At 27.6% G+C, this 13,743-nt stretch carries 16 protein-coding genes; 10 read left to right on the top strand and 6 right to left on the bottom strand.

What is annotated here, in order from left to right; genetic code table 11:
* Positions 1–62: 62 nt before the first annotated feature.
* Positions 63–1,727: a peptidoglycan D,D-transpeptidase FtsI family protein gene (locus tag KGF52_RS11395; RefSeq protein WP_227827137.1), complete on the top strand. Its 1,665-nt coding sequence runs from the start codon at positions 63–65 to the stop codon at positions 1,725–1,727.
* Between the two features lie 99 nt (positions 1,728–1,826).
* On the opposite strand, the gene KGF52_RS11390 is transcribed toward KGF52_RS11395, so the two are convergent.
* The 4 genes from KGF52_RS11390 to KGF52_RS11375 all read right to left on the bottom strand — a co-directional run bounded on the left by KGF52_RS11390 (position 1,827) and on the right by KGF52_RS11375 (position 5,420).
* Positions 1,827–2,111 (bottom strand): sigma-70 family RNA polymerase sigma factor, encoded by a 285-nt coding sequence (locus tag KGF52_RS11390; protein WP_413906970.1) that lies wholly within the window; start codon positions 2,109–2,111, stop codon positions 1,827–1,829.
* A 22-nt stretch (positions 2,112–2,133) separates the two neighbouring features.
* Positions 2,134–3,651, bottom strand: a complete 1,518-nt coding sequence (locus KGF52_RS11385) for a recombinase family protein (RefSeq protein WP_227840272.1) — start codon at positions 3,649–3,651, stop codon at positions 2,134–2,136.
* Positions 3,652–3,781: 130 nt separating this feature from the next.
* Positions 3,782–4,393: a hypothetical protein gene (locus KGF52_RS11380; protein ID WP_227840271.1), complete on the bottom strand. Its 612-nt coding sequence runs from the start codon at positions 4,391–4,393 to the stop codon at positions 3,782–3,784.
* 205 nt (positions 4,394–4,598) lie between these two features.
* On the bottom strand, positions 4,599–5,420 hold the full coding sequence (locus tag KGF52_RS11375) for a tetratricopeptide repeat protein (RefSeq protein ID WP_227840270.1): 822 nt from the start codon (positions 5,418–5,420) through the stop codon (positions 4,599–4,601).
* Between the two features lie 190 nt (positions 5,421–5,610).
* Between KGF52_RS11375 and KGF52_RS11370 the strand changes: the two genes are divergently transcribed.
* From KGF52_RS11370 to KGF52_RS11360, 3 genes are all read left to right on the top strand, one after another.
* Complete coding sequence (locus tag KGF52_RS11370; RefSeq protein WP_227840269.1) at positions 5,611–7,038, top strand: cell wall-binding repeat-containing protein; 1,428 nt, start codon at positions 5,611–5,613, stop codon at positions 7,036–7,038.
* Between the two features lie 152 nt (positions 7,039–7,190).
* The gene (locus KGF52_RS11365) at positions 7,191–7,349 is read left to right on the top strand and encodes a type I toxin-antitoxin system toxin (protein WP_169466111.1); all 159 of its coding nucleotides are present in this window, start codon (positions 7,191–7,193) and stop codon (positions 7,347–7,349) included.
* Between the two features lie 285 nt (positions 7,350–7,634).
* A complete protein-coding gene (locus tag KGF52_RS11360) occupies positions 7,635–7,853 on the top strand; it encodes a hypothetical protein (RefSeq protein WP_227840268.1) in 219 nt (72 codons plus the stop codon).
* A gap of 193 nt (positions 7,854–8,046) precedes the next feature.
* On the opposite strand, the gene KGF52_RS11355 is transcribed toward KGF52_RS11360, so the two are convergent.
* Entirely contained in the window at positions 8,047–8,598 is a 552-nt protein-coding gene (locus tag KGF52_RS11355; protein ID WP_227840267.1) for an XRE family transcriptional regulator, read from the bottom strand.
* A 190-nt stretch (positions 8,599–8,788) separates the two neighbouring features.
* Between KGF52_RS11355 and KGF52_RS11350 the strand changes: the two genes are divergently transcribed.
* Entirely contained in the window at positions 8,789–9,751 is a 963-nt protein-coding gene (locus tag KGF52_RS11350) for a cysteine synthase family protein (protein ID WP_227840266.1), read from the top strand.
* A 180-nt stretch (positions 9,752–9,931) separates the two neighbouring features.
* Here KGF52_RS11350 and KGF52_RS11345 read toward each other — a convergent pair whose 3' ends face one another.
* Entirely contained in the window at positions 9,932–10,387 is a 456-nt protein-coding gene (locus tag KGF52_RS11345) for a sigma-70 family RNA polymerase sigma factor (protein WP_227840265.1), read from the bottom strand.
* Positions 10,388–10,645: 258 nt separating this feature from the next.
* Here KGF52_RS11345 and aroE point away from each other — a divergent pair, with 258 nt between their 5' ends.
* Genes aroE through KGF52_RS11320 form a run of 5 tightly spaced genes read left to right on the top strand, consistent with a single transcriptional unit; the run spans position 10,646 to position 13,555 of the window.
* Positions 10,646–11,497: a shikimate dehydrogenase gene (aroE, locus tag KGF52_RS11340; protein ID WP_227840264.1), complete on the top strand. Its 852-nt coding sequence runs from the start codon at positions 10,646–10,648 to the stop codon at positions 11,495–11,497.
* 57 nt (positions 11,498–11,554) lie between these two features.
* Complete coding sequence (locus KGF52_RS11335; protein WP_227827140.1) at positions 11,555–11,914, top strand: hypothetical protein; 360 nt, start codon at positions 11,555–11,557, stop codon at positions 11,912–11,914.
* Positions 11,901–12,596: a hypothetical protein gene (locus tag KGF52_RS11330; RefSeq protein WP_227840263.1), complete on the top strand. Its 696-nt coding sequence runs from the start codon at positions 11,901–11,903 to the stop codon at positions 12,594–12,596. Before KGF52_RS11335 ends, KGF52_RS11330 begins: the two co-directional genes overlap by 14 nt.
* A 19-nt stretch (positions 12,597–12,615) precedes the next feature.
* Complete coding sequence (locus tag KGF52_RS11325) at positions 12,616–13,035, top strand: hypothetical protein (protein WP_227827142.1); 420 nt, start codon at positions 12,616–12,618, stop codon at positions 13,033–13,035.
* Complete coding sequence (locus KGF52_RS11320) at positions 13,025–13,555, top strand: hypothetical protein (RefSeq protein ID WP_227840262.1); 531 nt, start codon at positions 13,025–13,027, stop codon at positions 13,553–13,555. Before KGF52_RS11325 ends, KGF52_RS11320 begins: the two co-directional genes overlap by 11 nt.
* Positions 13,556–13,743: the final 188 nt, after the last annotated feature.

The following is a 13,743-nucleotide window of genomic DNA, read 5'->3' as shown; positions in this document are numbered from 1 at the left end:
AATAAAAATAGTATTAGCCCCTTAGAAATTGTCAATAATGAAATTATCTAAGGGGTGATTTCATGTCAAAAAAGAAGACTCCATTTTTGAAAAAAGTGGGAAAGAGAAGCTGGTATATATTTACTGTAATTTTAATAATTTATAGTGGTTTAATCTATAGGCTAGTTGATATACAGGTATTAAAAGGTGATAAGTACAAAAGAAATGTTGAATCACAGAGTGTTGAGAAAGTAGAGTTAAATAGTGGACGAGGCATAATTTATGATAGAAATAATAAGAAACTTACAGATACAAGTAAAGTTCAGCTTTTAGTTGTTGAGAAAGAAAAATTAAATAACAACTATAAAATACTAGAACTTGTTAAGAAGGCTACTAAGATGGATGATTTGGAAATATATAAAATTATACAAGAACAATTGGCGAATCCCATAATACAAATTCAGACTGAAAACATTGATAATAGCATGAAAAAACAGCTTGAGAAAAATGGGATAATGCTAGAAGAAAAGACTATGCGATATTCACAGGATGGTTTGTTATCACATACAATAGGTTATATAAAAGATGATGATAAATCAGGTCAATTGGGAATAGAAAAAAGTATGGATAGTGTACTTAGAAACTCAAATGAAAAATATATAAGTGCTTTTAAAGCAGGGGATGCAGGAAACGAAAAATCTCTAAATATTTTAAAGGGAAGTGTAAAAACAGTTGATGAAAAAGATAAAGATAAACATTTAAAAACTACTATTGATTATGATATTCAAAAAAATTTAGAGCAAATACTAAATAAAGAAGAAAATCCAACAGCAGCAGTGATTTCGGATGTATCTACAGGTGAAATTATTGCTATGTGCTCTAGACCTAATTTTGACCAAAATAATATAGCAAAGAGTTTAAAGAGTAAAAATGGAGAATTTGAAAATAGAGTCATAAAATCGACATATCCGCCAGGTTCTGTGTTTAAGATGGTAGTCCTATTTTCTGCACTTGAAAATGGAGTTGTAGATGAGAATTATACCTATAATTGTAAAGGGAAAACTAAAGTCGGAAATAGTAATGAAATATTACGATGCAACAAACTAGATGGGCATGGTCTTCAATCCTTACAGCAAACTTTTTCTAATTCATGTAATCCAGCATTTTTAGATATAGCAATGAAAGTTGGTAAAGAGAAGATATTAAAATCTGCTGAGAAATTGCATTTATTTGAAAAGGTTGATATTGGTCTTGATGAAGAACGAATTAGAGAAGCTCCAAAAAATATATCAATACGTAATTTAGCTATAGGGCAAGAAAATATAGAATTTACACCACTCCAAATAAATCAAATGACCCAGATAATAGCTAATAATGGAACATTTGAACCATTATATTTATATAAAAGTCTTGTAAATAATGATATGAAGACAATAAAAACTTATAAGTCTTCAAAAAAGGAAGAAATTATTTCTCCTTATGTGTGTACACAAGTAAAAGAAATTATGAAGTCTGTTTCTAAAGTTGGGACAGCTAAAGTCTTAAAGGATTTAGAAGGAGGATGTGGGGTAAAAACTGGTACAGCTCAAAGTAGTCTGAATAAAAAGCCAATAGATCATGGTTGGATAACCGGATTTTATCCAGAGAAAAGACCTAAGTACGTAATAACTGTGCTAGTAGAAGGAACTCAAAAGGAAAGTAAATCAGCAATACCTATATTTAAAGAAATATGTGAAAGTATAAAATAAAGTCATGTATTATAAAATTTAAGGATATATCGTAATTTTAATTTTTAGGTAAGTTGTTTTGGCTAATGTTATACGATATATCCTTTTAAAAATATAATATTAATTTTCTTGAACAAGCTCTTTTTCTAGTTTCTTAAGAGCTTTTTTTTCGATTCTGGACACATATGATCTAGAGATATCAAGTCTTTGTGCTATTTCTCTTTGAGTTTTATACCCATAAGGAGTTAACCCGTATCTTAACTGGACAATTTCTCTTTCTCGAGGAGTAAGGATTTTATTAAGTTGTTCATATAGTTTTCCAACCTGAACTTTTAACTCCACTTCATCAAGAACATAATTGACATCTGTACCAAGTATATCTAAAAGACTTATTTCATTACACACTACTATTTATATGTTATTGGTATTACTGGTCTTCATGTAATTTCAAATGGACCATTAATTCAAAAGAATCTAGTTTTTGTTCTTTAGACTTATAATAAACTGCTTTATCAATTACAGATTTTAGGAGTTTATTTTTTCCAAGTGAATCTGAATCATGGTAAAGCGATAGTACAGTTTTAATGTCTTCTATTATTTTAGCATTATCTTTTTTAACTGAATTTAATTTATTTTTTACTGTCTTGATTGAATCTTTAATTTCCTCAGTTCTTGAACTTATATTATTAGACCTTTCAATAAATGTATCTTCATCATATATTCCTCGTTCTAGTAAATCATATAACTTATTTTTTTGCTTGCCTAATTCTTTTAATTCAGTTTCTAAGTCCTTTAAGACTCGCTTTTGAAATTCTATATTACTGTATTTATTATTTTTATCTAAGTCTATATCAGATGCTTTTAATTGATATTTTTTTACAGTGTCTTCCAAAGATTTTAAAATGGCAGCTTCAATAAATTCAAATCGAGAACTTTTATTGCAACCAGGATTGTAACAAATTATATAGTCATGGTCTGCATATGGTCTATATACTAATGGTCTACCACAATTTTTGCAAATCACTATTCCTGCAAGTGGATTTTTTATTTGATTACCATAGCTGACATGACCATTTTTTTTTAGTATATTTTGAGCCTTTTTCCATGTTATTTCACTTATTAAAGGTTCATGTTTTCCTTTTGCTTCAATCCATTCATCTTTAGGTCTTAGTTTAACTGTTTTTATTTTATTTGGATTTTTAGATTTTTTATAGTCCTTTTTTTGCCACTGAATGTAGCCACAGTAGACCTTATTTTTTATTATATTTGTAATTGCAGAATTGTACCAATTAGCACCTGTAGCAGTTTTAATGCCTAAGTTATTTAGGTATTTTGATATTTTACTACAACCCATATCTTCATTAATATATAAGTCAAAGATAGTCCTAACTATATCAGCATCTTTATTTGGTACAAGTATTCTTTCTTTTCTACCAGTTGTTACAGCATCATATCCAAATGGAGCAGAAGTTCCTATGAAATTACCTTCTTCAACTGATTTTATTCTACCTCTTTGCATTCTTCTTGATATAAGTTTTAGTTCTTTTCTTGCCATAAATGCTTCAAATTCTGAGTACTCCTCATCAAATTCATCTGTTAGGTCGTATGTTTTTCTAGGTGTGATAATTTTGGTTTTACTTTCTTTGAATGTTTCTAATATGATACCTTGGTCTTTCATGTCTCCACGACCAAGTCTGTCTAAGTCCATTACTAGAACTGCATCATATTTATTTTCTTCAACTTCTTTTAGAAGTTCAAGCATTTTGGGTCTATGTATTATACTTTCACCAGAAACTAATTCTTCTTTTATCTCAATTACATCTAAGTTTTGTTCTTTTGCTAGTTTTAATAGAGTAGATTTATGTCTACTTAAAGTTTCAAATTCACCTTGCTTTTCTGCTTCTTCATCAGCACGAGATTTTCTTAAGTATATAGCAACACTCATATAGATAATCACACTCCTTAGGTACTATTATAAAGTAAATCAATAGAGTTTAAAATATAAAAAATAAACACATTCAAAAGAGCATTTATTTTGAGTGTGTTTATTAGATTATGTTCTTATGTTAAAAAAATTATCTTTGTAAAGTAGATTTTATTTTGTCATCAAGTTTAGCAAATATACTAGGGTGGATTGCATAGCTATCTGATATTCCATAAAGTTTAGTAAAGTCAGAATACACTAGATCTTTGAAGTTATCATAATCTACCTTATCACTAGTTTCTCTGTTCCAAATTATAACAACTGTTTTCTCTTCACTTTCTTTTCCATAGCTATCAGTAAGAGGTGTAACAGTTTGTAAAGTTACTTTTTGAGCATTTTTATTTTCAAATGCTTTTCTAAAAATATCTACACCTCTTGTAGCAGTATCTTTTACAAGAGATTTTTCTCCCCACATACCGGAATCATCTAAAGTTACAATTACATTACTTCCATCAATTTTAACATCTTTGATATATGAGCTATCAACATTTTTAATTTCATTTATATACTTTTCATCTGATAATTCTAAATTAGAAACATCTACTGGTTTCTCTTCTTCTTTCGGTTGGTCTTGTTGTTCCTGTTGATTTGAAGCTTCTGTTGGTTCTTCCTCTGGTGGATCTGGCAGAAAACTACCAATAATACCCATAACCAATACTACACCTAATATAATTTGCCACTTTTTAAACTTTCTCCCTTTCATTTTTCTCCCCCTTAATTGTCATAATGCAATTATATTATAGCAAAAAGTAAAGTAGAAAAATGTAAAAAAATGTAAGATAGGAGATAAATATTATTTTTATATATATTTACAATTGTAAAATAAGATACTGATTTTGGGTGTGTGTATGTCAAAAAAATAAATAGGTTGAAAGTTACTTTAACTTTCAACCTGTGAAATCATTATTTTATAATCCTTTAATATCATTTAGATTAGTTTTTGCATATTCATTATTTGGGTTAAGTTCAATAGCCTTATTGTAAGATTCTCTAGCTTTATTAAATTCTGATTTACTCATAAAAATAACACCTTTTAAATTGTAAGCATCACTAGCGTCTATTTTATAAGCTTCATTATTTTTATCTAGATATTCTAAGGATTTATCAATTGACTTTAAAGCCTCATCATATCGTTGTAACTCTATATAAATATATGATTGTGTATAATATGCAGGTGGATTTTTATCATCAATTTCTATGGCTTTTTTGATATCAATAGCAGCTTTATTATAATCCTTATCTTCATCTTTCTTTGTTTCTGACCTAGCGATTTTGACATAATTAGAGCTAAGAGCTCTTTTAAAGTCTTTATGCCATAATAATTTATATTCATTATCTTCGATTATAAAATATCTATCAAAATTTGCAGTATCTTCTTTATTTTCAGTGATATATTTTATAGTATCAGTTTCTTTTATTTTAACAAGATCTGTGTACTCTTTATTAGAATACTTGTATTTCTTTACTTTATTTTCTTCACCAAGTTTATAATTTTTTAGGGTTTGAAGTTTAAATAAAGTATCTTGATATTCTTCAAATTTTTCTAGACTGACATCCTTCTTACTGTCTTTACTTAATAAATTATATGCTACTTCGTAGTCTTTGATTTCTATACTATCAAGATACTTTTTAGCTACTTCTGTAGCACTTTCTTTTGGAGCACATCCAACCATTGATATCATAATTAAAGATGATACTAATATTGCTGTTATTTTTTTACTGATTCTCATAATATAATCCCCCTTATATTGTCTCTCACTAATTTTATTTTAGCACCATATTTTACCAAAGTCACTAATATAAGAATGATATTTTTTATTAATATTTATATTAAGTAATAATAATTTTTTTAATTTATGGTGATATTTACCTGTAAAGTGTTATATAATTTAGGTAAAATATTTAGGAGGGGAAGATATTATGAAAATTAAAAAATTATTAACAATAGGGTTATCTTTATCAATGTTTATCGCTAGTTGTCCTATATCTGCAAGTGCTCTTGACAAAATTGAGTCAATTAAAGGTGCAGATAAATATGAAACTGCTGGACTTATCGCAGACAAGCAAAATTATACAACAGCTATACTGATTAATGCAGATAGTACAATGGCAGATGGATTATCTGCAAGTGGGCTTGCAGGTAGTACAAATGCACCTATTCTTTTAACTAAGAAAAATAGTATGCCAAATGCTACACTTAAAAGAGTAGAAAAGGCAAAAAAGGTATACATAATTGGAGGAGAAAACTCTATTGATAAAGCTACTGAAACTGTTTTAAAAGATAAAGGAATAGAGATTAAAAGACTTCAAGGTAGTGATAGAATTAAGACAAGCTATGATGTTGCAAAGGAAATAAACTCAATTAACAAAGTAAATAAAGTGATATTGACTAATGCTTTTAAAGGAGAACCTGATGCAATGAGTGCTGCACCTGTAGCAGTTAGAGATAAAGCAGCTATAGTATTAACTGATGGAAAAAGTGTGCCATTTAATACAAATGGTGTGGAAAGTTATGTAATAGGTGGTACTTCATCAATGAATGACAAACTAGTTAATGATACTAATTCAACTAGATTGGGCGGAACTGATAGATATGATACTAATAAAAAGATAATAAATAAGTTCTATAGTGGTTTAAAAGAATTTTATATTGCAAGTGGAACTGATTTAGTGTATGCGCTTGTTGGCTCTACTGTTGCTAAAAATAATGCTATTGTGTTAGTTGATAATGATAGTAATAAAAGTATATTGAAAAGTACAACTAAATTGACATCTATAGGAACTTTAAGTGATAGTGTATTACAACAATGCTTAAATGTAACAAAAAATATAGGAGATTCTAATACTGGAAGACAGTATACAGTAGAAGAGGCTGCTAATGCAGTAAAAAAATTGCTAGGAGTAAATAAGTTTTACTATGAACCTAATTATTCAGAAGATGAAGATTTAATATTTCTACTAGATAAAAACTTTACTTTTTCGGGAAAAGAGTACTATGAATTTGCTTATATCAAACAAGGTGCAGAGGGTGATGTTAGATACTGTGTAGAAAAAAATGATATGAGTAAAGTTTATACATATGATGTTAATGGTAATATGAAAGTATGCAATCCTAATGATTATAAAAATAAAGAAAGTATAACAGAGGAACAGGCAAAACAGATAGCATTGAAAGAATGTGCGAAGAGACATAAAGTCAATATCAATAATTTAGTAGTTGATATGATAGATTTTAGAGATGATATATATAGTGGTAATGTTTATGCTGTTAAGGTCAATTCAAAAAATAGTAATGGTACTTTTGGTTGGTTTTTTATAGATGTAGAAACTGGAAAAATTTATAACTAAAATCAGAACATTTAAGTAAGTATTTTTTAACAGTTAGATTGCCAGAATATGTTATAACTATTTTAGCAAGAAGATATAACCTACAATCTAAGAGTGGAGTTCATACAACTGAAAGATTATCCTCCCAATGTTAAGAAGGGAGGTGATTGTGTATGGATAATTTTTTACTAAGTATATTAGCCAGTATTTTGGCTAGCTATATAGTTTACTTAATAAGTAAGTTGTTTAGAAAACGTAAAAAACCACTCAAAGCTGGCACTAAGAGTGGTTGGGAGTTTGATTTTAAAATCAAATTCCATAAATTCAAATAATATCATTTATGATGAACTCCACTCTACCGCTAAATAGATTGTAGCTCTTCTTGCTTTTATTATATCACAAGTTGGTATAAATATTCAAAAATAATAATTTTATATTGATTAATTAGAGAAGAATAGAGTAGGTTAAACTACTCTATTTTTTATTTATGAAATATATCTTACATTGATTTTATTATACTCAATTTTTTAATATAGAATTTTAAAATTAAATACATCTTAGCATATTAAGTATAAGACAAGTTTATAGTCTCATATTTTATAATAAGGGGTGATATTGTGAAAATACTACAACAATTTAAACCATTTAAATATGATGCTGAAAAAGATATAGAATATGATGAGAAAATTATAGCTAATCAAAATACAGAAGTTTATATAATATATCCACGTATCTCTGATGAAGAAAACAAAAGAAGATGGAATGAACTGGATGCTGTAGCTAAAGAAGTAGCTATTAATATAGCAATGAAAAAAGCTGAGATAGTTGAAAGTTAACAAATAGAGAAGTTGCTAATACTTAGCACTTCGCTGTAAAGAAATTGGACAGGTATTTTCATCAAGTTTTGATAACCTTTTTGTAATTAATAAATTATGAAAAAGAGTGTAAGAAAACAAAAAAGATAAACCCTATCTATGAGGATTCACCTTTTATATGAGAAAATCATTATTCTATTTTGAAACAATATCTTTAAACTGGATAATAATTTATTATCACAGTTCTCAATGTTTTTTCCCCTTGATTATGGTATGTGTGTGTTGATTCAGCTGAAAAACAAATGGAGTCATTTTCTTTAAGTTGATAAATAGAATCATTTACCTCTAATCCCAACTGACCTTCTAGAATCATAATGTATTCTTGAGATTTTTCAGAGTGACCAACAGATGTATAACTATGACCTTCTTCTAGTTCCATTTGAAATAATTCAAAATTTCTAGTTGGTGTATTAGGATAATAACAATAAAGGCGATAATCTTCATTTTCTGAAATTTGAACATCTATGTCAGATTTTGAAACAATAAAAGTTTTATCTTGTGGTTGGTCAAGTATTGCAGTATATGGTACATTTAGTCCATTTGCAATCTTCCAAATTGTATTTACTGTGGGATTAGAATCCCCCTTTTCAATTTGTGATAGCATGACCTTACTTACACCAGATAATTCAGCAAGTTGACCTAAACTTAAATTACGTTCATTACGTAATCGATTTAAATTCTTTGCAATAATAGTATTAATACTCATATGTACTCCTTAAATTGTAAATTATTGACAAATATAATTTACGAATGTATAATTTATTTAACGTTATTTCTATTTTACGAATGTATGATATATTAAATGTTAAATATACTGTACATCCGTAATATACATTATAATGTATAAATAATTGTTTTTCAACGGATGATAGTTAATCGATTAAGGGGGAATTGTGATGCATGTACTTAATAATGTTACAGAAGCAATAGGGAATACTCCAATGTTACACTTATCTAAAATAGTGAAGGAATTTGGAGTAGAGGGTAATATTTATGCAAAGATGGAGTATTTAAATCCAGGGTTCAGTAAAAAGGACCGTGTAGCATTACAAATGATTACAGAAGCAGAAAATACAGGTTTATTAGTTCCAGGACAAGCAGTTGTAGAATTGACAAGTGGAAATACTGGTACAGGATTAGCAATAGCTTGTGCATGTAAGGGCTATAAGTTCATTGCATGTATGTCAAAAGGGAATTCTATGGAAAGAGCAAGAATGATGAAAGCTCTAGGAGCAGAAGTAGTTCTTGTAGACCAAATGCCTAACTCAGTTCATGGACAAGTTTCTGGTGAAGATTTAGCACTTGTAGAAGTTGAGGCTCAAAAAATTGCAAAAGAAAGAAATGCATTTAGAGCAGACCAATTCAATTTAGAAGCTTGTAATCATGCACATGAATATTATACATCAGAAGAAATGTGGGAACAATTAGACGGAAATATTGATGTATTTGTAGATTTCCTTGGAAGTGGTAGTACTTTTGCTGGTTGTTCGAAAGGACTTAAAAAGCACAATTCTTCAATTAAATGCTATGTAGTTGAACCTTCAACAGCAGCAATTTATTCAGGTAAAGAAATAACTGACCAAGGACATAAAATACAAGGTGGAGGTTATTCTATGGATTTACCATTAGTAGATAAAAAGCTTATTGATGGTTATATTCAGGTAACAGATGATGAAGCAACTAATGTAGCAAGAAAATTAGCTAAATTAGAAGGTGTATTTGCAGGTTTTTCTTCTGGTGCAAATGTATGTGCAGCAATTAAATTATTACAAAATTCAGAAAAAGGTAAAAATATAGTTCTTACTCTTAATGATAGTGGCTTAAAATATTTAAGTACTGATTTATATGAAGAATTATAGTAATATTAAAAGATTAATGTACTAACTTTTAAATTAAATATATGGATTGAAATTTAGAAGTTATGTTTTTAAAAGAATCATAATTTAACTATAAAAAAGTATCTCTTTCACTTTGAGATACTTTTTTCATATTTCTTATATTTATAATATTTATGAAGGAAAGCTAAATGACCTAGAAAGCTATTTGAGGTAATTAAGATGAGTGTTTTGATTTAAGATTAGTATTATATAAATGATAGAAAAATACATATAAAGAATGGTGTTTATTTCATTACCTTCTTTATCTGTTCCGATAGGGTCTTGTAGAGATACTTGTGATTTGTTTTTTTTGTTAGATCTGATATTCATTAAAATTTCATTTTCAATACATCTAGAAGCATATGTTGCCAATCGAGTTCCTTTATCTATATTATAAGTTTCTATAGCTTTTATTAATCCTATTGTACCTATAGATATTAAATCATCCTGATCTTCTGTCGAATTGTTGTATTTTTTTGCGATATAAGCTACTAATCTCATGTTTCTTTCAATCAATGTATCTTTTGCACTTTTATCATTTTCTATTTTAAATTTAGTTAAATACTCAATCTCTTCTTCAGGGGTTAAGGGTTTTTCAAAAGATTTAAGCGCTGCCAATAAGTCACCCCCCTTTTCAACGGTCACTTTAAATTATATGAAGGAGACTTATCCAAGTTGACTGTTATTCAATAAAATAATATGTATACTGTTAGAATTTAAAACATATATTTACAAACCTTTGGCTGTAATATAACATTAAAAAGAAGAACTTAAGTTTAATTTTTTGTTGAATATATAAAAAATAAGACGGATAAATTATTAGTTTATTTGGTATAAATTGAATTTTAGATGTCAATAAATAAAAGGGAGGAAGATATGATTGTAAATAGCGAAACAAAGCTTATATGTCTTTTAGGACATCCAGTGAAACAAAGCTTTTCACCAATCATGCATAATTATTTGTTTGAAAAATACAAACAAAATAATGTTTATGTATGTTTTGATGTAGAGCCAAAAGATTTAGGAAAAACAGTAGAGTCCATAAAAAGTATGGGAATAGAGGGTTGTAATGTGACAATACCTCATAAGGTAAATATAATTAAATACTTGGATTGTATTGATTACAAAGCAAAATTAGTAGGAGCAGTTAATACTATTAAGAATGAGGGAGGTGTATTAAAAGGATATAATACTGATGGAGTTGGATTTGTAAAATCTGTAATTGAAAATGGGTTTGATTTAAAAGACAAAAAGGTCATGATATTAGGTTGTGGAGGTGCGTGTAGAAGCATTTCTATTGAACTTGCATTTAATAATGTAAAATCTATAGAAATAAGAAATAGAAGTATAGATAAAGCAAGGGAAATATCAAATATAATAAAGTCTAGTTTTAAATTAGATGTAGACTGTACCACTAAAGAAGTTGATAAAAATGATTTAAGTAAAATTGATATACTTATAAATACTACACCAATCGGTATGGGGAATAACTTATGTCCAATCGATGAATCATTGATTCCAAACAAAAAAATACTAGTATGTGATATAGTATACAAGCCTCATGAAACAAGCCTTATAAAATGGGCGAGAAAATACAATTTAGATGTTATGTATGGCATTGATATGTTAATAAATCAAGGTCTAAGTGCATTTTGTATATGGACTGGAATAAGGTTAGACAGTAATGAAAATGATTGTATAAAAGAGATTTATGAAAAGAATTTATAACTAATTCCTTAAGATTTAATCTATAGAATATAAAATATTAATGAGAGGTTTTTATTATTGAAAACGAAAAAGAATGGTTTTATATCAATTGAATGTATAATGAGTATTGCCATATTATATGTAGCTGTGTATTTGGTATCTACATCTTTATATAGCTGCTATAGTTTTATTAGTAAAAATGCATCTAATAGAGAAATGTTAAATATTGCAAAGAAATACTTGGAAGATGAGAAATATAAAATAAAAAATAATGAATATCAACTGACTGAGGATGAAATAAATAAAAATTACATAAAGGGTTATGAGATTAATAGCACAGTGAAACAAATTTTAAACTATTATCAATGTTATGAGATAAATATGGAAATTAAGAGTGATTTAAAACAATTAAGATTTAACAGTTATGTTACGAAATAATAAAGGTTCTATATTAATAGCAACATTGATAATATTTTCTATTATAAGCACTGTATGTATTATGTGTATAGGTTTAATTTATAGTAATGATAATATATTTGAATTAGAATATAAAGATGCTAAGTTAAGGGAAGCTTCTTTAAGTGGTATAGAAATATCAATAAGCAATGTGCTTTGCTGTGTTGAGGAAGCCATTAATATATCTAATAATGAGGAAGAATTTAGAGACTATTTCTTAGGAAATAATACGATTGATTGTATAAAAAAAATAAAAGATATATCTTATAGTAATTTAGAAGAAGTTCATTTAAAAATAGAAAACAATACTATATATGACAACGGAGATTTTTTTGAGTTTGATATAACAAGTACAGCCAGAGAGAAAGACTTTTTAAAAGTAATAAAAGTGAGAGTAAAAGTTAAAAATCCATGGGTAGGAATTGATATTAAAGATTATATAGATGATGATTACAGTAATAAAGATTCTATTGAAGCATATGATGAGTCTAAATCGTTTGACCAAATAGAACTTTCAACTGTATTTGAGTCTGACAGTAAAGATTTTGATAATCAAAACACTAATGGAGATGAAGAAGAAATAGACCAAGAGATAATAGAAAATATAAAAAAGAACTTTGATGAAAATTTTTTAGTATATGTATATAAGTATAGGGGTGTATAACTTTGAAAAAAGAAGGAATGTGACTGTAATAGAATTAGTAGTATCCATAGGTATAATACTATTGATAGCTACAATATGTTTTCCAAAAGATAATCTTGAAAATCATAAAATAAATTTATTTGCACGTCAACTTTGTTCAGATATAAGATATGTTAGACGAATTAATATGTTTAGCAACTACAATACATATATATACTATATAAAGCAAAAGGAACAAGAAGGATATGTATTGAGGAAAGATGGCAAAAATATTAAATCCATAGTACTGCCTAGAAATGTAAGAATCGCAAGAAGTATTGAAACTATAAAATTTAAATCTGATGGCTCACCTCAAAAAGCAACTACAATAGAGATATATAATGATAGATTAAATAAAACTATAACAATAACACCTGTAAGTGGAAGAGTACTTTTGAAAGAGGGAAAATATGAAACGTAAATGTGGATATTTACTTTTAGAAAGTGCAGTGTCTTTAACGGTAATTGTAGTACTGGTGATAACTTTATATTCTATATTTATACTTACAATGAATTTAAAAGTTAAAATAGAAGATAAAATGGAGTTACAGCAACAAAGTATTGAAATCACAAAATCTATAGAAGGAATCATTAGTAATTCTAGGGGTATAATAAACTTATCTTCTAATGATGAAGGTTTTAAAAAAATGACATCTATAAAATGTAGATATGTAGATGAAAATACAACTGATAATGAAGAATATACAAGCAACAAAGAAATTATATTAAATGAGAGACGAAATAAGTTGTTTGTGAATTCTTTAAATGGTGAAAGTAGCCAAGCTGGTGGATATGAAATTGGTGATTATGTAGATGAAATGTATGTCTCAATGTCTAATAATGGAGAATATATTAATATAATATTGAAGTTATCAAAACGTAATCAAAAATATGAAACTGAGTTTAAAGTAAAAGTATGGAATTTTATTAAAAATGTATAATTTTAACCTCCTATGGTGAAATTCCTCTTCCTCGCCATAGGAGGTGGAGGATGTAAGCCTAACCGATAGGTTATTTATTTTACTTGATTTTCAGAAAAATGTATTGTATTGTAAAATCAGTAGTAAAAACTGAAAGGAAGTAATTACAATGAAATTAGATAATAATAATCATTCAGTATTTTTGTTAC

It is taken from the genome of Clostridioides sp. ZZV15-6597, from assembly GCF_020657815.1.
Taxonomy (GTDB): Bacteria; Bacillota; Clostridia; order Peptostreptococcales; family Peptostreptococcaceae; genus Clostridioides.
Note: the sequence above shows the minus strand (reverse complement) of the source record. Positions and strands in the feature narration are given on the sequence as shown.

What these genes read in the sequence shown, in the direction of transcription:
- KGF52_RS11395 (WP_227827137.1), top strand. Translation starts at nt 63, where the DNA reads ATGTCAAAAAAGAAGACTCCATTTTTGAAAAAAGTGGGAAAGAGAAGC.
- KGF52_RS11355 (WP_227840267.1), bottom strand. Translation starts at nt 8,598, where the DNA reads ATGAGTATTAATACTATTATTGCAAAGAATTTAAATCGATTACGTAAT.
- KGF52_RS11375 (WP_227840270.1), bottom strand. Translation starts at nt 5,420, where the DNA reads ATGAGAATCAGTAAAAAAATAACAGCAATATTAGTATCATCTTTAATT.
- KGF52_RS11365 (WP_169466111.1), top strand. Translation starts at nt 7,191, where the DNA reads ATGGATAATTTTTTACTAAGTATATTAGCCAGTATTTTGGCTAGCTAT.
- aroE (WP_227840264.1), top strand. Translation starts at nt 10,646, where the DNA reads ATGATTGTAAATAGCGAAACAAAGCTTATATGTCTTTTAGGACATCCA.
- KGF52_RS11385 (WP_227840272.1), bottom strand. Translation starts at nt 3,651, where the DNA reads ATGAGTGTTGCTATATACTTAAGAAAATCTCGTGCTGATGAAGAAGCA.
- KGF52_RS11330 (WP_227840263.1), top strand. Translation starts at nt 11,901, where the DNA reads ATGTTACGAAATAATAAAGGTTCTATATTAATAGCAACATTGATAATA.
- KGF52_RS11370 (WP_227840269.1), top strand. Translation starts at nt 5,611, where the DNA reads ATGAAAATTAAAAAATTATTAACAATAGGGTTATCTTTATCAATGTTT.
- KGF52_RS11380 (WP_227840271.1), bottom strand. Translation starts at nt 4,393, where the DNA reads ATGAAAGGGAGAAAGTTTAAAAAGTGGCAAATTATATTAGGTGTAGTA.
- KGF52_RS11350 (WP_227840266.1), top strand. Translation starts at nt 8,789, where the DNA reads ATGCATGTACTTAATAATGTTACAGAAGCAATAGGGAATACTCCAATG.
- KGF52_RS11320 (WP_227840262.1), top strand. Translation starts at nt 13,025, where the DNA reads ATGAAACGTAAATGTGGATATTTACTTTTAGAAAGTGCAGTGTCTTTA.